The organism is Amycolatopsis sp. NPDC049159, from assembly GCF_040648295.1.
Lineage (GTDB): Bacteria > Actinomycetota > Actinomycetes > Mycobacteriales > Pseudonocardiaceae > Amycolatopsis > Amycolatopsis pretoriensis_A.
Genome location: NZ_JBEZDL010000046.1, coordinates 1 through 25424, shown reverse-complemented (window position 1 = coordinate 25424; position 25424 = coordinate 1). Strand labels below are relative to the sequence as shown.

The following is a 25424-nucleotide window of genomic DNA, read 5'->3' as shown; positions in this document are numbered from 1 at the left end:
CGGTCGCCTCGGTCAGGCGCGGGTCAGTCCTGGTCGCCGCCCAGGACGAAGCGGACCAGGTCGTCCGCGTCCATGTCGCCCACGTCGCCGTCCTCCTCCGCCCGGGACTCCTCCGGGCGCTCAGGGCGCTCCGAACGTTCCGCCGCCTCCGCCAGCAGGTCCATCAGGCCCAGCGAACGCAGCTGGTCGAACGACACCGACGCCAGGAACTTCCGGACCCTGGCCTCCTCCGCCGACGCCGGGACGTCGTCCTCGGCGCCGAACAGCTCGCGGTGCAGGTGGGCCGCCACCGCCTGGGACGTCGGGTGGTCGAACACCAGGGTCGACGGCAGCCGCAGGCCCGTGCGCTCGCCCAGGACGTTGCGGACCTCGACCGCGGCCAGGGAGTCCACGCCCATGTCGCGGAACGCCTGGGACGGCTCGATGTCGCCCGGTTCGCCGTAGCCGAGGAGCTCGGCCGCCACCGTGCGGACCAGCTCGAGCAGCGCGTCGCGCCGCTCCGCCGGGTCCAGGCCGGCCAGTTCCTCGTGCAGGGTCGCCTCGGCCACCACCGCGTCGCGTTCGGTGTCCGCCGCCGACAGCGCTTGGCGGACCTCCGGCAGCTCGCTGAGCAGCGGGCTTTCGCGGGGCAGCGTGAACGTCTGCGCGAAGCGGTTCCAGTCGAAGTCCGCCGCGAGCACCGAGCCGCGGACGCCGAGGGCGCGCCCGAACGCCACCATCGCCTCTTCCGGGACCAGCGGCACCAGGCCGTGGCGCTGCATGTGTTCGAGCATGTCGCCCTGCAGGGCCATGCCGGCCTCGCCCCACACGCCCCAGCCGATCGACACGCCCACCAGGCCGCGGCGTTCGCGGTCCTCGGCCAGCGCGTTCAGGTAGGCGTTCGCGGCCGCGTACGCGCTGAGCTTGCCGCTGCCGAGCATGCCCGACACCGACGAGTACAGCACGAAGAAGTCCAGCTCCCGGTCGCCGACGAGCTCGTCCAGGTGCCGCGCACCCTCCACTTTGGACCGCAGGACGCCTTCGACCTCCTCCAGGGTCAGCGCGACGACGTCAGCGCCGTCCTGGGCGACGCCGGCGGCGTGGACGACCCCGCGCAGCGGATCCGACGCCGGGATGGCCGCCAGCACCGCGGCCAGCTGGGCGCGGTCGGCGACGTCGCACGCCACCACCGACACCTCGGCCCCGCGCCCGGTCAGCTCCTCGGCCAGCTCGGCCGCGCCCGGCGCGTCGGGGCCGCGGCGGCTGGTCAGCACCAGCCGCCGGACGCCGGCGTCGGCCAGCCAGCGGGCCGTCTCGACGCCGAGCGCGCCCGTGCCGCCGGTGATGAGCACCGTGCCCGGCCCGGCCAGCGCCGGGGTGACCGACGGCGTCTCCGCCGCCGTGGTGCGCCGCAGGCGGCGGCCCAGCAGGCGGCCGTCGCGCAGGGCGATCTGGTCTTCGCCGCCGAGCCCGGTCAGCACGTGCGGCAGGTTCCGCAGGTCGGCTTCGCCGGGTTCGGCGGGCAGCTCGACCAGGCCACCCCAGGCCGCCGCGCGTTCCAGCGCCACCGTGCGGCCGAAGCCCCAGACCGCCGCCTGGCCGATCGTGTCCACGGCCGCGTGCTTGCCCTCGACCGGCAGCGCTTCGCGGGTCAGGCACCACAGCTTGGCTTCGACCTCGGCCCGGGCGAGGGCCTGGACCAGCACCGCGGTGAGCACGACGCCCGGCGGCGCGGTCGGGGCCGCGTCGATCGGCCGCGTGCTCAGCGCGAGCAGCGAGACGACGGCGTCGAACGTCCCCGGCAGCTCGCCGAGCCGGGCGGCGAGGGCGGCCGGGTCGGGGTCGGTCACCGTGACGACGGTGACGTCGCCGGGCAGCGCGCCCAGCACCCGGGCGCCCCAGTCGCCGGTGTCCTCGGGGACGACGGCCAGCCAGCGGCCCGGTCCGGCGGCCCCCGCCGGGGGCTTCAGCGGCGTCCAGTCGATGCGGTACCACCAGCGGTCGACGGCGGCCTCGGTGCGCAGCTTCTCCCGCCACGACGTCAGCGCGGGCAGGACGGCGTCCAGCGCGGCCCGGTCGACTTCCAGCGCCGAGGCCAGTACCCCGCCGTCGGTCGCCGCGACCATGCCCCACAGCCGCGCGTCCGCCGTGCTCTCGCCGCCCGCGGAGACGGCCTGCGGGGCCGGCTCGGGCCAGTAGTTCTTGCGCTGGAAGGCGTAGGTCGGCAGCGGCACCCGCGCGGTGACGCCGGCCCGCTCGTAGAAGGCGGTCCAGTCGATCGTGACGCCTTGGGCGTGCGCCCCGGCGACCGCGGTGACCACCCGGCGCCAGTCGCCTTCGCCGGTGTGCAGCGTTTCCTGGAACACCAGGGGTTCGCCGGTGCGGTCCATGGTCTGTTCGAGGGCCATCTTCAGCACCGGGTTGGGGCTGGGTTCGACGAACGCGCTCGCGCCGCCGGCCACCATCGCGTCGGCCGCTTCGCCGAACAGCACGGTCTGGCGCAGGTTCCGGTACCAGTACGCGGCGTCCAGCTCCGCGGTGTCGAGCAGCCCGCCGGTCACCGACGAGTAGAACGGCACCGCCGAACTGCGCGGGGACACCGGGGCGAGCAGTTCGAGCAGGTCGTCCTCGAGGAGCTCGACCTGAGGCGAGTGCGCGGCGAAGTTCACCCCGGCCAGGCGCCAGCGCATCATGCCTGCCGCCGAGAGCCGCTTTTCCAGCTTCGCCATGGCGGTTTCGTCGGCGGAGACGGTGACCAGCTTGGGCCCGTTCACCGCGGCGATCGAGACGTCGTCGCCGACGAGCGCGCGGACGTCGTCGACCGGCGCCACCACCGAGAGCATCACGCCGGTGCGGGCCAGCTTCTGCCGGATCAGGCGGCTGCGCAACGCGACCACGCGGGCACCGTCCTGAAGGGACAGTCCACCCGCGACGCACGCGGCGGCGATCTCGCCCTGCGAATGCCCGGCGACCGCGGCCGGTTCGACGCCGAACTCGCGCCACAGCGCGGCGAGCGACACCATCACCGCCCACAGCGCGGGCTGGACGATGTCGACCTCTTCGAGGGCTTCCGCGTCGTCGAGGACGTCGAACAGGGACCAGTCGGCGAACTCGCTCAGCGCGGCGGCGCACTCGGCCATCGTCGCGGCGAACACCGGGGACGCGGCCAGGAGGTCCTTGGCCATCCCGGCCCACTGCGAACCCTGGCCGGGGAAGACGAACGCCGGGGTGCGCGTGCCGAACGCCCGGCCGGTCACGACGTCCGGGGCGGCCTCGCCCGCCGCGACCGCGGTGAGCGCGGCGGTGAGCCCGGCCCGGTCCTCGCCGACGACGACGGCCCGGTGCGCGAACGAGGTCCGGCCCGCCAGCGCGCGGCCGACGGCGGGAACGTCCTGGCCGTCGAGGTGCGTCAGCAGCCGTTCGGCCTGACCGCGCAGGGCGCCGGCGGTCCGGCCGGACAGCACCCACGGCACGATCGACGGCGGCTGCGCCGGTTCGGGCGCGGGCACCGGTGCCGGGCCGGCTTCGAGCACGGCGTGGGCGTTGGTGCCGCTGATGCCGAACGACGACACCGCGGCCCGCCGCACGCGACCGGTTTCCGGCCACGGGCGGGCGTTCGCCAGCACCTCGACGCCGCTGTCGTCCCAGTCCACGTGGGACGATCGCGTCTCCGTGTGCAGCGACCGGGGCAGCACGCCGTGGCGCATCGCGAGGACCATCTTGATGATCCCGGCGACGCCCGCGGCGGCCTGGGTGTGCCCGATGTTGGACTTGACCGAGCCGATCGGCAGCGGGGCGCCGCGGTCGCGGCCGTAGGTGGCGATGAGGGCTTGCGCTTCGATCGGGTCGCCGAGCGCGGTGCCGGTGCCGTGCGCCTCGACCGCGTCGATGTCCTTCGTGGACAGTCCGGACGCGGCGAGGGCCTGGCGGATCACGCGTTGCTGCGACGGGCCGTTCGGCGCGGTCAGGCCGTTGGACGCGCCGTCGGAGTTGACCGCGGAACCGCGCACGACGGCGAGGATCTCGTGGCCGTTGCGGATCGCGTCGGACTGCCGTTCCAGCACCAGCATGCCGACGCCCTCGGCGAAGCCCAGCCCGTCGGCGTCGTCGGAGAACGCCTTGCAGCGCCCGTCCGCGGCGAGCCCGCGCTGGCGGCTGAAGCCGATGAAGGTGCCCGGCGTGGCCATCACGGTCGCGCCGCCGGCCAGTGCCAGCTCGCATTCCCCGCTGCGCAGCGCCTGCGCGGCCAGGTGCAGGGTGACCAGCGACGACGAGCACGCCGTGTCGACGGTCAGCGTCGGGCCTTCGAAGCCGAAGGTGTAGGCGACGCGGCCCGAGGCGACGCTCGGGGAGCTGCCGTTGCTCTCGTAGCCGTCGGTGTCGGCGAGGTGGTTGAGCGTCAGGCCGTAGTCGTTGTACATCACGCCGACGTACACGCCGGTGCGGCTGCCGCGCAGGCTCACCGGGTCGATCCCGGCGCGCTCGACGGCCTCCCAGCCCGTCTCCAGCAGCAGGCGCTGCTGGGCGTCGGTGGCGAGGGCTTCGCGCGGGTTCATCCCGAAGAACTCGGGGTCGAACTCGCCCGCGTCGTGCAGGAAACCGCCTTCGCGGGTGTAGGTCGTGCCCGGGTGGTCCGGGTCCGGGTGGTAGAGCGAGGCGACGTCCCAGCCGCGGTTGGCCGGGAACGCCGTGATGGCGTCGCGTTCCTCGGTGAGCAGCCGCCAGAGGTCCTCGGGCGACGCCACGCCGCCCGGGAAGCGGCAGCTCATGCCGACGATGACGATCGGGTCGCCGGCCACCGCGGCGGGCGTCGGGGCCGCGTCGGCGACCGCGCCGGAGCCGAGCAGCGCCTCCAGGAGGTGCTCGCCCAGCGCGGCGACGGTCGGGTAGTCGAACACGGCGGTGGCGCCGAGCCGCACGCCGGTCGCGCCGTCGAGCCGGTTGCGCAGTTCGAGGGCGGTCAGGGAGTCGAACCCGAGCTGCTGGAACGTCTGACCGGCGTCGATCGCGCCGCCGTCGGCGTGCCCGAGCACCTGCGCGACCTGGGTGGTGACCAGCTCGCGGACGGCGCGGGTGCGCCCGGCGGCGTCGAGCGCGCCGAGCCGCTGGACCAGCCCGACGGCCGCTTCGGCACCCGCCGCGGACCGCTTGAGCGGGACGCGGATGAGGCCGCGCAGCACCGGTGGGACGTCGCCCATCGCCCGCAGGACCGGCAGGTCGAGCCGGACCGGCGCGACGTCGGGGACGCCCGCGGCGAGCGCGGCGTCGAACAGGCTCGTGCCCAGCTCGGCGGGGATGGCCGGGGTGCCGGCGCGGGCCATCCGGGCGAGGTCGGCGTCGGACAGGTCGCTGGTCATGCCGCTGCCGGTCGCCCACGGACCCCAGCCGAGCGAGGTGGCGGGCAGGTCTTCGGCGTGGCGGTGCCGCGCGAGGGCGTCGAGAAACGCGTTGGCGGCCGCGTAGTTGGCCTGGCCCGCGGTGCCGACGGTGCCGGCGACCGAGGAGAACACGACGAACGACCGGAGGTCGCGGGTCAGTTCGTGCAGGTTCCAGGCGCCGGCGGCCTTCGGGGTGAGGACGCGGCCGAGGCTGTCCGGCGTCTGGGAAGCCAGGACGCCGTCGTCGAGGACACCGGCGCTGTGCACAACGGCGGTCAGCGGGTGCTCGAGCCCGTCGATGAGGGCTCGCAGCGCGTCCCGGTCGGCGACGTCGCAGGCGGCGGTGGTGACTTCGGTGCCGTGCGCGGCGAGTTCGGCGACGAGGGTGGCGACTTCGGCGGGGTCTCCCCCGCTGCGGCTGACCAGCAGCAGCCGCCGCATCCCGTGCTCGGCGGCGAGGTGGCGGGCGAAGACCGCGCCGAGGCCGCCGGTGCCGCCGGTGATGAGGACGGTGCCCTCGGGGTCGCCGAATTCCCGTGCTTCGGACTGGACCGCAACGCGGGCGAGCCGGCCGCCGTGCACCTGGCCGTTCCTGACCGCGACCTGCGGTTCCTCGGCCGCCAGGGCGGCTTCGAGGTGGTCGCCGGTGTCGTCGAGGTCGACGAGCGCGAGCCGGCCGGGGTGTTCGGCCTGTGCGGAGCGGACCAGGCCCCAGACGGCCGCGGCGACGGGATTGCCTTCGGTGGCCCCGCGGGTGACGACGGCCAGGCGGGTTTCGCGGAGGCGGTCGTCGGCGAGCCAGCGCTGGAGGAGGTCCAGGACACGGGTGGTGACGTCGAGGGCGGCGGCCGCGGGGTCGTCGCCGGGCGGGTCGAGCAGCGGCAGGACGACGAGGCCGGGCGCGGCGGTGGCGGCGGCTTCGAGGTCGGCGAAGGTCGCCGCGCCGGGAAGCACCTCGTTCGCCCCGAGGACTCCGGCGTCGGCCGGATCCTTCGGCTCGACGGCCAGCGGGGTCCACGTGAGGCGGTACAGGTTCTCCTGGCTCACCTGCCGCACTTCCGCCGGCTCGCGCAGGCGCAGCGTGGCCACCTCGGCGACCACCGCTCCCGACGAGTCCGCGATCGCGAGCGAAACCCCCGGCCCGGCGAGGGAGATCCGCACCCGGACCGAAGCCGCGCCGGTGGCGTGCAGCTGCACACCCTCCCATGCGAAGGGCAAGCCGGCCTCGCCACCGAGCAGGCCGATCGCGTGCAGGCACGCGTCGAACAGCGCCGGGTGCAGGCCGAACGCGCCCGCCTCCCCCGCGTCGCCGGTGGGCAGGGCCACCTCGGCGAAAACCTCGTCGCCCGCTTGCCACGCCGCCCGCAGGCCGCGGAACGTGCCGTCGTAGGACAAGCCGCCGTCGGCCAAGCGCTCGTAGTGACCCGAAAGATCCACCGGCTCGGCGGCGGGCGGCCACGGGAAAGCGGCCGCCGCCGCCCGCTGGGGCCCGAGCACGCCGGTCGCGTGCCGGACCCACGTCAGGTCGTCGCCGTCCTCCGGTCGCGAGTGGACGGTCAGCGTCCGGCGCCCGTCCTCGCGCGGCGCGGACACGCGCAGCTGCAGCTGCACCCCGCCCCGCTCGGGCAGCACCAGCGGTGCCTCCAGCGTGAGGTCGTCCAGGCACGGCGTCCCGGCTTCGTCGCCGGCCCGCAGCGCCAGCTCCGCGAGCACCGTGCCGGGCAGCACCACCGCGCCCCCGACGACGTGGCCGCGCAGCCACGGGTGCCCGGACACCGACAGCCGGCTCGTCAGCAGCACCTCGCCCGACCCGGCCGGGCGCACCACGGCGCCGACCATCGGGTGGCCGCCGACGCCCAGGCCGGCCGCCGTCGCGTCGCCGCGCGGGGTCGCGCCGCCGCGCGGCCAGAACCGTTCGCGCTGGAACGCGTACGTCGGCAGCTCCACGTGCCGGCCACCCGGCAGCACCGCGGGCCAGTCGACCCGGGCGCCCACCACGTGCAGGCCGGCGAGCCCGGCCAGCGCGGCCCGCGGCTCGGGGGTTTCCTTGCGCAGCAAGGGGACCGTGACCGCGTCGGTGAGGGTGCCGGCGGTCATGGCGGAGAGGACGCCGTCCGGGCCGAACTCGGCGAACACGCGCACGCCGTGCTCGTGCAGCGCCGTCACGCCGTCGGCGAAGCGGACCGTCCGGCGGACGTTGGCCACCCAGTGGTCCGCGGTGAAGTCCGTGACGAGCGCGCCGGTGACCGTCGACACCACCGGGATCCGCGGCGCCGAGTACGTCAGCTCCTCGGCGACCGCACGGAATTCCTCGAGCATCGGGTCCATCAGCGGCGAGTGGAACGCGTGGGACACCGTGAGCCGCTTGGGCTTCTCGAACCGCTCGGCCACGGCGAGCACCGCTTCTTCGGCGCCGGCGAGCACGACGGCGTCCGGCCCGTTGACCGCGGCGATCGCGACGTCGTCACCCAGCAGCGGCTCGACTTCCGCGGCGGTGGCGCGCACGGACACCATCGCTCCGCCGGAAGGCAGCGCCCCCATCAGCTCGGCGCGTGCCCGCACCAGCGTGCACGCGTCGGCCAGGGTCAGCACGCCGGCGACGTGCGCGGCCGCGACCTCGCCGACCGAGTGCCCGAGCACGTAGTCCGGCCGCACGCCCCACGACTCGAAGAGCCGGTACAGCGCGACTTCGAGGGCGAACAGCGCGGGTTGCGCCGCGGCCGTGTCCGCGAGCCGGCGGGAGTTCTCGCCCCAGACGATCCCGGCCCACTCGCCGGGCAGCTGCTCGGCGACCGCGTCCCAGGCCTGCGCGAACACGGGGTAGCGCGCGTACAACCGGCGTCCCATGCCGAGCCGCTGCGCACCCTGACCGGCGAACAGCGCGGCGAGCTTGGCCGATTCGGCCACGTGCCCGGTGACGACGGCCGGGTGCGGTTCGCCGGCCGCCAGCGCGTCCAGCGCCGCGGACAGTTCCGCGCGGTGCTCCGAAAGCACCACCGCGCGGTGGTCGAACGCGGTCCGGCCGGTGGCGAGGGTGTACCCGGCGTCGACGCGGTTGAGGTCGTACCCGGCCAGCCGCGCGGCCTGCTCGCGCAGGGCGCGTTCCGTCGTCGCCGACACCGGCCACGGCACGACCCCGGCGTCCGGCGGCGCGTCCGCGAGCACCGGCTCCGGCGCCTGTTCGATGATCGTGTGCGCGTTGGTGCCGCTGATGCCGAACGACGACACCGCGGCGCGGCGCACGCGGCCGGTCTCCGGCCACGGCCGGTTCTCGGTGACGACCTCGACGTCCCCGGCCGCCCAGTCGACGTGCGAGGACACCTCCCCGGCGTGCAGCGACGGGGGGACGACACCCTGCCGCAGCGCGGCCACCACCTTGATCACGCCGGCGACGCCCGCGGCGGCCTGGGTGTGGCCGATGTTCGACTTCACCGAACCGAGCAGCAGCGGGGTTTCGCGGTCCTGGCCGTAGGTCGCGAGCAGCGCCTGCGCCTCGATCGGGTCGCCCAGGGTCGTCCCGGTACCGTGGCCTTCGACGACGTCGACGTCCGAAGTGGACAGTCCGGCGACGGAGAGGGCCTGCCGGATCACGCGTTGCTGCGAAGGGCCGTTCGGCGCGGTCAGGCCGTTGGACGCGCCGTCGGAGTTGACCGCGCTGCCGCGCACCACGGCCAGGATCGGGTGCCCGTTGCGCTTCGCGTCGGAAACCCGCTCCAGCAACAGCATTCCGGCGCCTTCGGACCAGCCGACGCCGTCCGCGCCGTCGCCGAAGGACTTGCAGCGGCCGTCCGGGGAAAGCCCGCGCTGGCGCGAGAACCCGACGAACGTGCCCGGCGTCGACATCACCGTGACACCGCCCGCCAGCGCCAGGGAGCACTCCCCCGAGCGCAGCGCCTGCGCGGCCCAGTGCAGCGCCACCAGCGACGACGAACACGCCGTGTCGACGGTGACCGCCGGGCCTTCCAGCCCGAGCACGTAGGCGACGCGCCCGGATGCGACGCTGCCCGCGCTGCCGTTGCCCTGGTAGGCCTCCAGGTCCGCGCCCGCGACGAGGCTGTTGTAGTCGTTGTACATCACGCCGGCGAACACGCCGGTGCGGCTGCCGCGCAGGCTGCGCGGGTCGATGCCGGCCCGCTCGAACGCCTCCCACGAGACTTCCAGCAGGAGCCGCTGCTGGGTGTCCGTGGCGACGGCCTCGCGCGGGCTCATCCCGAAGAAGGCGGCGTCGAACTCGGCGGCGTCGTGCAGGAAGCCGCCGTGGCGGGTGTAGGACGTGCCCGGGTGGTCGGGGTCGGGGTCGTAGAGCGCGTCGACGTCCCAGCCGCGGTCGGCCGGGAACTCGGTGATGGCGTCGGCGCCGCCGGTGACCAGCTCCCAGAGCTGCTCGGGGGTGGTGACGCCACCCGGGTAGCGGCAGCTCATCGCGACGATCGCGATCGGCTCGTCGGCCACCGCGGCGGTGACCGGCGCGACGTCCACGCGGTCGCCGTCGCCTTCGCCTTCGCCCAGCTGCTCGGCGAGGTGGCGGGCCAGCGCGGTCACCGTCGGGTAGTCGAACACCGTGGTGGCCGGCAGCGCGACCCCGGACGCGGCGGTCAGCTTGTTGCGCAGGTCGACCGCGGTCAGCGAGTCGAAACCCAGCTCCTGGAACGTTTTCGCGGCCGGGACGGCGGCGGCGTCGGTGTGCCCGAGCACCAGCGCGACCTGCTCGCGCACCAGCGTCAGCAGCGCTTCGGCACGCTCTTCCGGTGTCAGCCCGGCCAGGCGGCGGAGCAGTCCGGCGGACCCGCGGCCCGCCTGCTTGCGGCCGGTGACGCGGACGAGGCCGCGCAGCAGCGGCGGGATCTCCGGCAGCGACCGCAGCACCGGCAGGTCGAGGCGGACCGGCAGCAGCACCGCGCGGTCGGTGGTGAGCGCCCGGTCGAACAGGCGGATGCTCTGCTCGGGCTGCAGCACGGGCATGCCGAGCCGGGCCATCCGCTCGAAGTCGGCGTCGCTGAGCGTCCGGGTCATCCCGGTCGCCGCGGCCCACGGGCCCCAGCCCAGCGACTGCGCCGGGAGGCCGTCGGTGGTGCGGTGCAGGGCGAGCGCGTCGAGGAAGGCGTTGGCGGCCGCGTAGTTCGCCTGGCCGGCGCCGCCGAAGGTGCCGGCGACCGAGGAGAACGAGACGAACGCGGCCAGGGGGAGGTCGCGGGTCAGCTCGTGCAGGTTCCAGGCCGCGTCGACCTTGGGACGCAGCACGGTCGCCAGCCGTTCGGGCGTGAGGGAGCCGAGGACACCGTCGTCGAGGACGCCGGCGGTCTGCACGACCGCGGTCAGCGGGTGCTCGGGCGGGACGTCGTCGAGCAGCGCTCGCAGCGCGTCGCGGTCGGCGATGTCGCACGCCTTCACGGCGACCTCGGCACCGGCCGCGCCGAGGTCGGCGGCCAGCTCGGCCGCCCCCTCGGCGGCCGGCCCACGGCGGCTGACCAGCACCAGGTGCCGGACGCCGTGCTCGCCGACCAGGTGCCGGGCCAGCAGCCCCCCGAGCCCCCCGGTCCCGCCGGTGATGAGCACGGTCCCGTCCGGGTCCCAAGCCGCACTTTCACGTGAAAGTGCGGCTCCCTGGTGCGCACTTTCACGTGAAAGTGCGGGGTCGGGGCGGGTGAGGCGGGCGGCGCGGGGTTCGCCGTTGACGAGCGTGAGCTGCGGTTCGCCGGTGGTGAGCGCGTTCGGCAGCGCGGCCAGGGAGGCTTCGGTGCCGTCGAGGTCGATGAGCGCGACGCGGCCGGGGTGCTCGACCTGCGCGGTGCGGACCAGGCCCCAGACGGCGGCCGCGGGCAGGTCGGCCCCGGTCGTCGCGCCCCGGGTGACGAGCACCAGCCGCGCGGGCCGCTCGGCGGCCAGCCAGTCCTGCAGGATGCCCAGCACGTGCGTGGTCAGTTCGTGCGTCTCCTGGACGACGTCGCCGCTCTCGCCGGCGGCGATCGGCCACAGGACGACGCCCTCGTCGGCGGCGAGCGGTCCGGAAAGCCGGGTGGCGGCGGGGAAAACAGCGGCCACGCCGAACGGATCGACGCCCGCGACCGACACCGCGGCGGTTTCGGGCGCGCCGACGGCGATCGGGGTCCAGTCGAGCTGGAACAGCGAGTCGCGGTCGACGGCCGGGGTCGCGGACTGGGGCCGCAGCACCAGCGAACGCACGGTCGCGACCGGCTCGCCGTCGAGGTCGGTCAGGTGCAGGGACACCGCGTCGTCGCCGGCGGGCGAGACGCGCAGCCGCACCGCGGTCGCGCCCGAAGCGTGCACGGTGACGCCCGCCCACGAGAACGGCAGGGCACCCGGCCGGACGGTGGTGCCGAACGAGGTGGCGTGCAGGCACGCGTCGAGCAGCGCCGGGTGCAGGCCGTACGTCTCGGCGGGTTCGTCCTCGGGCAGTTCGACTTCGGCGTAGACGTCCTCGCCGTGGCGCCAGGCGGCGGTCAGGCCGCGGAACGCCGGGCCGTACTCGAAGCCCTGGTCGGCGAACCGGTCGTAGAGGCCGTCGAGGTCGATTCCGGTCGCGCTGTCCGGGCGGGTGACCGGTGCCGCGGGCTCGCCGGACGTGACCAGCGTGCCCCCGGCGTGGCGGGTCCACAGCTCGTCGGGCGCGTCTTCCCGGCGGGAGTAGATCGAGATCGGCCGCTCGCCGTCCTCGCCCGGGGCACCGACGGCGATCTGGACGTGCGTGCCGGTCTCTTCGCCCACCACCAGCGGCGCTTCGAGGGTCAGCTCGCCGACGACCGGGCACCCGGCCTGCTCGCCGGCCGCGGCCGCGAGCTCCAGCAGCGCGGTCCCGGGCAGCAGCACCGAACCGGCGATCCGGTGCCCGGCCAGCCACGGGTGCGCGGCGAGGGAAAGCCGTGCGGTGTAGAGGAAGCCGCCGGACTCCGGCAGCTCGATGCCGCCGCCGAGCAGGGGGTGGGCGACGGCGTCGAGGCCGGTGCCGCCGGTCAGCAGGGCCACGCGCGGCCAGAACCGCTCGTGCTGGAACGGGTAGGTCGGCAGCTCGACCGCGCGGCCACCGTCGAGGTAGGACTCCCAGCTCACGTCGGCCCCGTGCAGGTGCAACGCGGTCAGCGCGTCGAGGACCGAGTCGTCCTCGGCGCGGTCGCGGCGCAGGCACGGGACCGCGATCGCTTCCGGCGGCAGGGTTTCCGCGGCCAGCGCGCTGAGCACCCCGGCCGGGCCGAGCTCCAGGAACGCCGTGACGCCGTCGGCGAGCAGGGTCGTGATCCCGTCGGCGAACCGGACGGCGGCGCGGACGTGCCGCACCCAGTAGTCCGCTGTGGACAGTTCCGCCCCGGCGACCGCCCCGGTCAGGTTCGACACCACCGGCAGGTTCGCGGGCGCGTACTCGATCGTCTCGGCGACCGCGCGGAAGTCGTCGAGCATCGGGTCCATCAGCGGCGAGTGGAAGGCGTGGCTCACGTCGAGCCGGCGGGTGCGGTGCCCGGCCGCGGCGAACCTGGCGGCGATCTCCGTGACCGCGGCCTCGTCGCCCGAGATGACGACGGACTCCGGCCCGTTGACCGCGGCGATCGACACCCGGTCGTCCAGCGCTTCCGCCACGACGGCTTCGGGCGCGTTGACGGCGACCATCGCGCCACCGGCGGGCAGCGCGGCCATCAGCCGGCCGCGCGCGGCGACCAGCCGGCAGGCGTCCTCGAGCGAGAACACCCCGGCGACGTGCGCGGCCGCCAGCTCGCCGATCGAATGCCCGAGCAGCAGGTCCGGGGTGACGCCCCAGGAGCGCACGAGCCGGTACAGCGCGACCTCGATCGCGAACAGCGCGGGCTGCGCGATGTCGGTCGGCGCCAGGGACGCGCCGGCGTCGAACATCCGCTCCCGCAGCGACGGGTCGAAGTGCGCGCAGACCTCGTCGAGCGCGGCGGCGAACACCGGGAACCGCTCGGCCAGCTCACGGCCCGCCCCGGCGCGCTGGGCGCCCTGGCCGGTGAACAGGAACGCCGTCCGGACGCCGGACACCGCTTCGCCGACCGCGAGCCCGGGTGCGTCGGTGCCGTCCGCGAGGGCGGCGAGGGCCGCCAGGGTGTCGCCGGTCAGGACCGCGCGGTGCTCGAACGTGGTGCGCGTCGTGGCCAGGGACCAGGCGACGTCACCCGGATCGGACGCCAGCAGCCGGCTCGCCTGCTCCCGCAGGGCTTCCGGGGTGCGGGCCGACAGCAGCCACGGCGCGGGCCGCCCGGCGGAAGCGGGTTCCGGCTCGGCGGCCGGGGGCTGCTCCAGCACGACGTGGGCGTTGGTGCCGCTGATGCCGAACGACGAGACCGCCGCGCGGCGCGGGCGCCCGGTCTCCGGCCACGGCCGGGTCGCGGTGACCAGCTCGATGTCGCCGGCCGTCCAGTCCACATGGGACGACGGCGCGTCGACGTGCAGGGTCTTCGGCACGAGGCCGGACCGCAGCGCGTAGACGGACTTGATCACGCCGGCGACCCCGGCCGCCGCCTGCGTGTGGCCCAGGTTCGACTTGATCGAGCCGAGCAGCAGCGGCCGGAACTCGTCGCGGTCCTGGCCGTAGGTGGCCAGGAGCGCCTGCGCTTCGATCGGGTCGCCCAGCGTCGTCCCGGTGCCGTGGCCTTCGACGACGTCGACGTCCGAAGTGGACAGTCCGGCCGCGGTGAGGGCCTGGTGGATCACGCGCTGCTGCGACGGGCCGTTCGGCGCGGTCAGGCCGTTGGACGCACCGTCGGAGTTGACCGCGGAGCCGCGGACCACCGCCAGGACCGGGTGGCCGTTGCGGCGGGCGTCGGAAAGCCGTTCCAGGACGAGGACACCGACGCCTTCGGACCAGCCGACGCCGTCGGCGGCGTCCGCGTAGGACTTGCAGCGGCCGTCGGCGGCGAGGCCGCGCTGGCGGCTGAAGTCGATGAACGTCCCCGGGGTCGCCATCACGGTGACCCCGCCGGCCAGCGCCAGCTCGCACTCGCCGCGCTGCAGCGCGGTCGCGGCCATGTGCAGCGCGACCAGCGACGACGAGCACGCCGTGTCGACGGTGACCGACGGCCCTTCCAGGCCGAAGACGTACGACAGGCGCCCGGACAGCACGCTGCCCGCGTTGCCGGTGCCGAGGTAGCCGAGCGAATCGGCCGGGAACTCGACGTTCGCGCCGAGGTAGTCGTGGTACATGATCCCGGCGTAGACACCGGTGCGGCTGCCGCGCAGGGTTTCCGGCCGGATCCCGGCGCGTTCCAGGGCTTCCCACGACGTCTCGAGCAGCTGGCGCTGCTGCGGGTCCATGGCCAGCGCCTCGCGCGGGGAGATGCCGAAGAAGCCGGGGTCGAAGCCGGCGACGTCGTCGAGGAAGCCGCCTTCGCGGGTGTAGCTGGTGCCCGCGTGGTCGGGGTCCGGGTGGTAGAGGGCGTCGACGGGCCAGCCGCGGTCGCCCGGGAAGCGGGAGACGCCGTCGCCGTCGCCGAGCACGAAGTCCCACAGCTCGTCGGGCGAAGTGATCCCGCCCGGGTAGCGGCAGCCCATGGACACGATGACGACCGGGTCGGCCTCGACCGGGGTCGTCCGCGTGGGAGTTTGCACCGCTTCCAGCGTGCCGACCAGTTCGTCGTGCAGGTGGCGGGCGAGGGCGAGGACGGTCGGGTAGTCGAAGACGAGCGTCGCGGGCAGGCGCAGGCCGGTGTCGGCCTGGACGGCGTTGCGCAGCTCGACCGCCGAGAGCGAGTCGAAGCCGAGGTCCGCAAAGGACTGCCCGGGCTCGACCTGGCCGATCGAGCTGTAGCCGAGCAGGCCGACGACGTGCGTGCGGACGAGGTCGACGAGCGCGCGCTGCCGATCGGCCGGGGCCAGCGCGGCGAGCCGGGCGGTGAGCCCGGAGTCGGCGCGGTTCCGGCGGCGCGTGCTGCCGCGGACCAGCCGGCGCAGCAGCGGCGGCACCTCGGGTGCGGCGGACAGCGTGTCGAGGTCGAGCCGGACGGGCGCGAGGAGGGCGTCGTCCGCGCCGAGGGCGGCGTCGAACAGGCTCAGGCCCTGGTCGAGGGCCAGCGGCGGGGTGCCGGACCGGGTCATCCGGTCGAGGTCGGCGTCGGTGAGGGTGCCGGCCATGCCGGTCTCCCACGCGCCCCAGGCGAGGCTGACCGCGGGCAGGCCGCTCGCGCGCCGGTGGGCGGCGAGGGCGTCGAGGAAGGCGTTGCCGGCGGCGTAGTTGGCCTGCCCGGCCGCGCCGAACACCCCGGCCACGGACGAGAAGAGCACGAAGGTCTCGACGGGCCCGGCCAGTTCGTGCAGGTGCCAGGCGGCGTCGACCTTCGGGCGCAGGACGGCGTCGAGCTGATCTTCGGTCAGCGCACCGAAAGTGGCGTCGTCGAGAACGCCGGCGGTGTGCACGACGGCGGTGACGTCGTGCTCGGCGAAGACCGCGGCCAGTGCTTCACGATCGGTGACGTCGCAGGCGATCGCGGTGGCTTCGATGCCCAGCTCGGCGATCAGCTCGGCCGCGCCCGGGGTGTCGGGGCCGCGGCGGCCGAGCAGCAGCAGGCGGCGGGCGCCGTGCTCGGCGACCAGGTGCCGGGCGAGGTGCGTGCCCAGGCCGCCGAGGCCGCCGGTGATGAGGACGGTGCCGTCGAAACGGCCTTCCGACGCGGGCGCGACGGCGGCCCGGCCGAGCCGCGGGACGTGCAGCCGTCCCTCGCGGACGACGACCTTCGGCTCCCCCAGCGCGACGGCCGCGGCGAGGAGGTCGTCGTCGTCGAGGTCGACGAGCGTGATGCGGCCGGGTTGTTCGGCCTGCGCCGAGCCGAGGAGCCCCCAGATCGGGGCGGTGGCGAGGTCGGTGGAACCGGCGACGACGACCAGGTGGGAGTCGGCGAAACGGTCGTCGTCGAGCCAGGTCTGAACGGTGTGGAGGACTTCGCGCAGGGTCTCGCGGACGGCTTCGGGGGTGGCCCCGCCGGCCGGCCGGTAGACGACGTGGGAGGGCGTCCCGGTCGCGTCCCCGAGCGCCGGCCAGTCCACCGGACCGGCCGCCGCGCTCGCCGGGACCGGGACCCAGTCCACGGTGAACAGCGACTCGTGCCGCGCCTTCCGGCCCGCGCCGGTGCCCGCGGCGACCGGGCGCAGGGCGAGCGCTTCCACCGACGCCACCGGCTCGCCCGCGGTGCCGGTGACCTCGATCGCCACCGACACCGGGTCGGCCGCGTCGATCCGGACCCGCAGCGCCGAGGCACCCGGGGCGTGCAGCGTCACGCCGGTCCACGCGAACGGCAGCAGCCGGTCCGCGTCCTCGCCGCGGTCCGCCGCGCCCAAGGCGTGCAGGGCCGCGTCGAGGACCGCCGGGTGCAGGCCGTACGCGTCCGTCGCGCCCGCCTTGCGCGGAGCCGTCACCTCGGCGAACACCTCGGTGCCGCGGCGCCAGACCCGTTCCAGGCCCCGGAACGCCGGGCCGTAACCGAACCCGGCCGAGGCCAGGCCGTCGTAGAAGCCGGTGAGGTCGACCTCCTCGGCGTCCGCGGGCGGCCACGCCACCGGCGCCGGCACCGCCGCACCCGGGGCGAGCACGCCGCCGGCGTGCCGTTCCCAGGCCGTGTCCTCGGGTTCGTCTTCGAGTCGCGAGTGGACGGTGAACGGGCGCCGCCCGGTGTGGTCCGGGGCACCGACGAGCAGCTGCAGCCGGACGCCGCCGCGCTCGGGCAGGACCAGCGGCGCCTCCAGGGTCAGCTCGGCGACGCGCGGGCAGCCGACGCTGTCGCCCGCGCGCATCGCCAGTTCGAGGAAAGCCGTGCCGGGCAACAGGATCGCGCCCATGATGACGTGGTCGGCGAGCCACGGCGTCGCCGCCGCGGAGAGCCGGCCGGTGAACAGGTGGCCCTCGCCGTCGGCCAGGCCGGTGGCCGCGCCGAGCAGCGGGTGCCCGGCCGCGGTCAGGCCGAGCCCGCCCGGGTCGGTCGCCACCGCGCCCGGCGGGGTCGCGACCGGCCAGTAGCGCTCGTGCTGGAAGGCGTACGTCGGCAGGTCGATCAGCCGCGCGCCGGTGCCGGCGTAGAACCCGGCCCAGTCCACCGGCACCCCGGCGACGTGCAGCGCGCCGACCGCCGCCGTGACGGTCTGTTCCTCCGGCCGTCCGGCCCGCAGCAGCGGCACGCACTTGACGTCGTCGCCGGCGCCGCTCGCCATCGCGGACAGCACGCCGTCGGGACCCAGTTCGACGAACCGGGTGACGTCCCGCTCGGCCAGCCACCGCACGCCGTCACCGAAGCGGACGGTGTCCCGCACGTGGGAAACCCAGTACGCCGGGTCCTGCAGCTCGCCCGGTGCCGCGACGCGGCCGGTGCGGTTCGAGACGACCGGCAACGTCGCCTCGCCGTAGGAAATCCGGCGCGCGACGGCGGCGAAATCGCCGAGCATCGGCTCCATCCGCGCCGAGTGGAAGGCGTGGCTGACGCGCAGCCGCTTGGTCCGGCGCTCGCTCAGCGCGGCTTCGAGGGCGTCGATGGCCGCCGCGTCCCCGGAGAACACCACGGAGCCCGGCCCGTTGACCGCGGCCAGCGAGACCTCGGGGCCGGTGATCAGGGCGAGGGCTTCGGCTTCGGTGAGCTCGGCGGCGAGCATCGCACCGCCGGCCGGCAGCTCCTGCATGAGCCGGCCGCGGGCGGTGACGAGCGCGCAGGCGTCTTCCAGCGAGAACACGCCCGCGACGTGCGCCGCGGCCAGCTCGCCGACGGAGTGCCCGAGCAGGTAGTCCGGCCGCAGCCCCCACGACTCGGCGAGCCGGAAGAGCGCGACCTCCAGCGCGAACAGCGCGGCTTGGGCGTTCTTCGTGTCGTCGAGCCCGGTCCCGGTGCGCACGACGTCGGCGAGCGCCGGGTCGAGGTGGGCGCACACGGCGTCCCACGCCTCGGCGAACACCGGGAACGCGGCCCGCAGTTCGAGGCCCATCCCGGCGCGCTGCGCACCCTGCCCGGTGAACAGGAACGCGACCGCGCCCGAAGCCGCGGCCTCGGAAGTCCCGTCCGCCAGCGCCGCGAGCCCCGCTCGCAGATCATCCACAGTGGACCCGGTGACGACGGCGCGGTGCGGCAGCGCGGCCCGCGAAACACCCAGCGAGTAGGCCAGGTCCAGCGGCGCGGGTTCCGTGTCCACAAAGGACAAAAGGCGGGCGGCCTGCCCGCGCAGCCCGGCGGCGTTCTTGCCGGACAGCGGCCAGTTCAGCACCCCGGGCACCCGCGGCGACGGCTCGGCCGCGGCCTCGACCGCGGGCGCCTGCTCCAGGATGACGTGCGCGTTGGTGCCGCTCAGCCCGAACGACGAGACACCGGCGCGCCGCAGCCGCCCGGTCGACGGCCACGGCCGCGTCCCGGTGACCAGCGCGAGCCCGCTGCCGTCCCAGTCCAGTGCCGACGTCGGCGCGTCGACGCCCAGCGTCTCCGGCAGGACGCCGTGCTGCAGCGCGAGGACCATCTTCAGCACCCCGGCCACGCCGGCGGCGGCCTGCGTGTGCCCCAGGTTCGACTTCACCGAGCCGAGCCACAGCGGTTCGCCGTCACGGTCGCGGCCGTAGGTGGCGGCCAGCGCGCGGGCCTCGATCGGGTCGCCGAGCGTGGTGCCGGTCCCGTGCGCCTCGACGGCGTCGACATCGGCCGGGGTGAGCCCGGCGCCCGCGAGCGCCGCGCGGATGACGCGTTCCTGCGCCGGCCCGCTCGGCGCGGTCAGGCCGTTGGACGCGCCGTCCTGGTTGACCGCGCTGCCGCGCAGGACGGCGAGGACCCGGTGGCCGTTGCGTTCGGCGTCGGACAGCTTTTCCAGCACGAGCACCCCCGCGCCTTCACCCCAGCCGGTGCCCGCGGCGCCCTCGGCGAACGAGCGGCAGCGGCCGTCGGGGGCGAGCCCGCGCTGACGGCTGAACGCGATGAACAACGTCGGGGTGGCCATCACGGTCGCGCCGCCGGCCAGGGCCAGCGAGCAGTCGCCGCGGCGCAGGGCGTGCGCGGCCAGGTGCATCGCGACCAGCGACGCCGAACACGCGGTGTCGACGGTGATCGCGGGCCCCTCCAGGCCGAGCGCGTAGGCGACCCGGCCCGACAGCACGCTGGACGCGTTGGCCGTCGAGAGGTAGTCCTCGGCGCCTTCGGCCGCGCTCGCGGCGAGGTGGATGTAGTCCTGGAAGTTCGTGCCGGTGAAGACGCCGGTCGACGAGCCGCGCAGCGACGCCGGGTCGATGCCCGCGCGCTCGATCGCCTCCCACGAGATCTCCAGCATCAGCCGCTGCTGCGGGTCCATGACCAGCGCTTCCCGCGGCGAGATGCCGAAGAACGCCGGGTCGAAGTCGCCCGCGTCGTGCAGGAACCCGCCGTGGCGCACGTAGGACGTGCCGCGGGAGGCGCCGTCCGGGTCGTGCAGCCGGTCGACGTCCCAGCCGCGGTCGGAGGGGAACTCCGTGATCGCGTCGCGCCCCTCGGAAAGCAGCTCCCAGAGCGCTTCCGGCGTCGACGCCCCTCCCGGGAAGCGGCAGCCGAGACCGACGATCGCGATCGGTTCCTGGTCGGCCGTCTCGGCCTCCCGCAGCTTCGCGCGCGTCTCCTGCAACTCCACGGTGACGCGCTTGAGGAAGTGCCGGAGCTTCTCTTCGTTGTCCATCAGCGCTCGCCCATCCTGCGTGCTCACGAGATCCCGAACTCCTTGCCGAGCAGGTCGAACATTTCGTCGTCCGAAGCCGCCAAGACGTCTTCGCCGTCCGTGCGCTCCGGCCGCAGCCCGTCGAGCAGACGGTGCAGCCGCCGGGACACGGCGTCCCGGCGGGTTTCGTCGAGGCCGCCGGCCGCCATCGCCCGTTCCAGGCCGGCCAGCTCGGCGTCCAGTGGATCGGCCGCGGGCCGGTCGGCCGGCACCAGCTCGGCCCGCAGGTACTGCGCGAGCGCGAGCGGCGTCGGGTGGTCGAAGACCAGGCCCTGGGGCAGGTTCAGCCCGGTGCGCCGGGCCAGCAGGTTGCGGAACTCGACCGCGCTCAGCGAGTCGAAGCCGAGCAGTCCGAACTTCGCCTCGGGCTCGATCGCGTCCCCCGAGGCGTGCCCGAGGATCATCGCGGCCGCCGTCCGCACCGCCTTCGACAGCGTGCTGACGCGCTCCGGTTCCGGCATCCCGGCCAGCTGTTCGGCCAGCGGTTCCTCGGCGGTCTCCGGTGCTTTTCGGGCGGCTTCGACGGCCGCGCGGGCGCTGGGGACGCCGTCGAGGAGGTGCGTGGTCCGCATGAGCGCCATGCCGGGCGCGTACCGCGTCCAGTCGATGTCGGCGACGGTGACGGAGGTGTCCCCGCGGCGGAGTGCTTCCCCGAGCGCGAGGAGCGCCCGTCGGGGTGCGAGAGCGGCGGCGCCGCTGCGGCGCATGCGTTCCTGGATGGCCGGGTCGGCCGCCATGCCGACCTCGCCCCAGGCACCCCAGGCGACCGACAGCGCGGGCAGCCCGGCGGCGGCCCGCTGTTCGGCGAGGGCGTCGAGCACGGCGTTCGCGGCGGCGTAACTGCCCTGACCCGGTCCGCCGACGGTGCCGGCGATGGAGGCGAAGAGCACGAAGAGGCTGAGGTCGAGGCCGGCGGTCAGTTCGTGCAGGTGCACCGCCGCCGCGGTCTTGGGCCGGAGGACCGTTTCGAAGCGGCCCGGGTCGACGGCGTCGACCACGCAGTCGTCGAGCACACCGGCCGCGTGGACCACTCCGCGGAGGGGGAACTCCTCCGGCAGGGTCTCGATGAGGTGCTCGAGGGCGTCCCGGTCGGAGACGTCGCAGGCGGCGACGGTCACGCGGGCGCCCGCGGCGGTCAGCTCGTCCGCCAGTTCGCGGGCACCGGGCGCGTCGGGCCCGCGGCGGCTGGTCAGCACGATGTGGCCTGCACCGGACTCGGCGAGCCAGTGCGCGAGCTTGCCCCCGAGAGCGCCGGTACCGCCGGTCACGAGCACCGTGCCGTCGGCGGGCACCTCGCCCAGGCGCCCGGTGGAGGCTCCGGTCGGGTCGGGCACCAGCCGCCGGACCAGCGCGCCGTCCGGGCGCACCGCGATCTGGTCCTCCTCCCCCGCCGCCGCGAGCGTGGCCGGCAGGCGGGTCAGCGCGCGGGGCTCGAAGTCCGCGGGCACGTCGATGAGCCCGCCCCATCGGCCGGGGTACTCCATCGCCGCCACCCGGCCGAGGCCCCAGACCGCGGCCTGCGCGAGGCTGCCCGCCGCGTCCCCGGGACCGGTCCGGACCGCGCCGGTGGTCAGGCACCACAGCGGCGCGTCGACCCCGGCGTCGCCGAGGGCCTGCACCAAAGCCGCGGTCGCGGCGAGCCCGCCCGGTACCGATGGCGTGTCCGGCGCCGGTGTCTCGTCCAGCGCCAGCAACGACAACACGCCCGCCGGGCTCGGGAAAGTCTCCAACAGCGCCGTGATCCGCTCCGCCAGCTTCGCGCGGTCGGGGCCGTCGACGACGAGCCGGACCGTGTCCGCGCCCAGCACGTCGACCAGCACCTCGACGCGCTCGTCGCCGTCGAGCGACGCGGGTACCGCGATCAGCCAGTCCTCGCGGCGCGGCGCGGCCGTCCCCGCGAACGGCTGCCAGTCGACGCGGTAGCGCCAGCCGTCCGTCGTGGTCCGGTCCACGTGTCCCTTGCGGTGCGCGGAAAGCGCGGGCAGAACCCGGGCCAGCTCGTCGGCGTCGGCACCGAGTTCCGCGGCCAGCGCCGGGATGTCCGTGCCTTCCAGCGCCGCCCAGAACCCGTCCGCGGGCTCGACCGGCGTGGCCGGGACCGAGGCCTCCGGCCAGAACCGCTCGCCGTCGAACGGGTACGCCGGCAGCCGGACGCCGCGCGCGTCCACCCCGGCGAAGAACCGGGACCAGTCGATCGCGAGGCCGTCGACGTGCAGCCGGCCCAGCGCGGTGACGATCGTCGTCTCCTCGTCGCGGCCCGCCCGCAGCAGCGGCACGAACGTGGCGTCGACGGTCTCGGCGGCCATCCCGCACAGCACGGCGTCCGGGCCGACCTCGACGAACCGCGTCACCCCGCGCCCGGCCAGGTCCGCGACGACGTCGCCGAAGCGGACGGTCCGGCGCACGTGGTCCACCCAGTACTCGGCCGTGGCGAACAGCTCGCGTTCCGGCCGCCCGGTGACCGCGGAGATCAGCGACCGCTTCGGCACCCGCAGGTCGAGGCCGGCGACGACCTTGGCGAAGTCCTCCAGCATCGGCTCCATCAGCGGCGAGTGGAAGGCGTGGCTGACGGTGAGCCGCCGGGCCTTCTCGAACCGCTCGGCCACCGCGAGCGCGGCGGCTTCGGTCCCGGCGACCACCACCGACGACGGCCCGTTGACGGCGGCGAGCGCAACATCCGGGCCGAGCAGCGGCTCGACGTCGGCGGCGCTCGCGCGCAGGGCGAACATCGCCCCGCCGCCGGGCAGGTCCTGCATCAGCCGGGCCCGCGCCGCGACGAGCGTGCACGCGTCCGTCAGCGAGAGCACCCCGGCCGCGTGGGCGGCGGCGATCTCGCCGATCGAGTGCCCGGCCAGGTGGTCCGCCCGGACTCCCCACTCGTCCAGCAGCCGCAGCAGCGCGACTTCGACGGCGAAGATCGCCGGCTGCGCCCAGCCGGTGGTGTCCAGCAGAGCGGCGTCCTCGCCGAAGACGACGTCGCGCAGCTCGTCGCCGAATTCGGCGCAGACCTCGTCGAACGCCGCCCGGAACACCGGGTAGCGGTCGTACAGCCCGCGGCCCATGCCGGGCCGCTGCGAACCCTGGCCGGTGCACAGCAGCGCCGTGCCACCGTCCTGCGCGAGGCCTTCGACGAGGTTTCCGGCCAGCGCCGAGCGCATCTCCTCGACGTCGGCCCCGACGACGACCGCGCGGTGCTCCAGCGCGGCCCGGCGGGTGGCGAGGGCGAGCCCGGTGGCGGCGAGCGGCGACCCGGCCCCGGCCAGGCGGGCGGCCTGGGCGTGCAGCGCGGTCCGGCTGCGGGCCGAAAGCACCCACGGCACCACGGCGGGCGGGGGTTCCGGGGCGGGTGCGGGCGCTTCGGGAGCCTGTTCGAGCACGACGTGCGCGTTGGTCCCGCTGACGCCGAACGCCGACACCCCCGCGCGGCGCGGCCGGGCCACCTCGGGCCACGGCGTCGGCGCGGTGACCAGGTCGATCGACCCGGCCGTCCAGTCCACGTGCGACGAGGGCGCGTCGACGTGCAGGGTCGGCGGTACCAGGCCGTGCCGCATCGCCTGCACGACCTTGATCACCCCGCCCACCCCGGCGGCGGCCTGGGTGTGGCCGATGTTGGACTTGAACGAGCCCAGCAGCAACGGTGTTTCGCGGTCCTGCCCGTAGGTCGCCAGCAGGGCCTGCGCTTCGATCGGGTCGCCCAGCGTGGTCCCGGTGCCGTGTGCCTCGACGACATCGACGTCCGAAGTGGACAGTCCGGCGTCGGCGAGCGCGGCCCGGATCACCCGGCGCTGCGAGGGGCCGTTGGGGGCGGTGATGCCGTTGGACGCGCCGTCGGAGTTGACCGCGGAACCGCGCACCACGGCCAGGACCTCGTGCCCGTTGCGGCGCGCGTCGGAAAGCCGTTCCACGACGAGCATCCCGACGCCTTCGGCCCAGCCGGTGCCGTCGGCGGCTTCGGCGAACGCCTTGCAGCGCCCGTCCGGCGCGAGGCCGCCCTGCTGGCTGGTGCCGAGGAAGTAGTTGGCGCTGGACATCACGAGCACGCCGCCGACGAGCGCCAGCTCGCACTCCCCCGCCCGCAGGGCCTGTGCCGCCAGGTGCAGCGCGACCAGCGACGAGGAACACGCCGTGTCGACGGTCATCGACGGGCCTTCGAGACCGAGCACATAGGACACCCGCCCGGACACCGCGCTGGCGGCGTTGCCGAGCCCGGCGTGCGCGCCGACGTCGGCGTCGCTGCCCGCGAGCACGCTCGCGTAGTCCTGGCCGTTGGTGCCGACGAACACGCCGGTCGGGGTGGCGCGCAGGCCGAGCGGGTCGATCCCGGCGTCCTCCAGCGCTTCCCACGACGTCTCCAGGACCTGCCGCTGCTGCGGGTCCATCGCGAGGGCTTCGCGCGGGGAGATGCCGAAGAACGCGGCGTCGAAGCGGTCGATGCCGTCGAGGAAGCCGCCGTAGGTGGTGGCGGACGCGCCCGCGGCGAGCGTCGCGAGGTCCCAGCCGCGGTCGCGCGGGAACGGGCCGACCGCGTCGTGGCCGTTCGCGACCATCGTCCAGAGGTCATCGGGCGAGCGGACGCCGCCCGGGTACCGGCAGCTCATCCCGACGATGACGACGGGGTCGTCGGTGCGCGCCCGGGTCCGGCGGGCCGGACCGGCGCGTTCGTCGTCGCCGAAGAGCCCGCCCAGCAGCAGGCGCGCGACGGCGGCCGGGGTCGGGTGGTCGAACACGAGCGTGGCCGGCAGCTCGAGGGCGGTGGCGGTGGTGAGCCGGTTGCGCAGCTCGACCGACATCATCGAGTCGAAGCCGAGGTCGGTGAACGGGTCGCCGGTGCCGACCGCGCCGGTGTCGCCGTGACCGAGCACGGCGGCGACGGTGGTCCGGACCAGGTCTTCGGCCGCACGGACGCGGTCGGCCTCGCCGAGCGCGGCCCAGTCGCCGGCCACCGGGCTCGCCGGGACGCGCACGGGGGTGGCCGGCGCGGCCTCGATCTCGGTGACGGCGCTGCCGAACCCGACCTCGGCGGCGACGAACACCGGCCGGTCCGCGGAGTCGAGCAGCGCGAGGCTGACGGTCGTCTCCCCGAGCGGGGCGACGCGCAGCCGCAGCCGGGTCAGCCCCCGCGCGTGCAGCGAAACCCCGCGCCAGGAAACAGCTTCCGCGCCGCAGGCTCGGAGGGCTTCGGCGAGCAGGAGCGGGTGGAGGTCGAACGCACCCGCGTCGCCGTCGAGGGTGACATCGGTCAGGTACGCGCCTTCGGCCAGCACAGCGGGTTCCGAACCGGCGACCGCAGCCAGAACGCCACTGGCGTGGTGCGTCCAGCCCGCCCCGGAGTCCGCACTTTCACGTGAAAGTGCGGCCCCCTGGTGGGCACGGTCGCCGGGAAGGGAGGCGGGGCCGGCGGGCGCG

General features: G+C 75.4%; 2 protein-coding genes. Both read right to left on the bottom strand.

The annotated features are described in order from the left end of the window. Positions 1-23: 23 nt before the first annotated feature. Complete coding sequence (locus AB0B33_RS45870) at positions 24-19979, bottom strand: type I polyketide synthase (protein ID WP_360784289.1); 19956 nt, start codon at positions 19977-19979, stop codon at positions 24-26. 23 nt (positions 19980-20002) lie between these two features. Beyond that, positions 20003-25282: a type I polyketide synthase gene (locus AB0B33_RS45865; RefSeq protein WP_360784283.1), complete on the bottom strand. Its 5280-nt coding sequence runs from the start codon at positions 25280-25282 to the stop codon at positions 20003-20005. Between the last annotated feature and the right edge of the window lie 142 nt (positions 25283-25424).

What these genes read in the sequence shown, in the direction of transcription:
- AB0B33_RS45870 (WP_360784289.1), bottom strand. Translation starts at nt 19,979, where the DNA reads ATGGACAACGAAGAGAAGCTCCGGCACTTCCTCAAGCGCGTCACCGTG.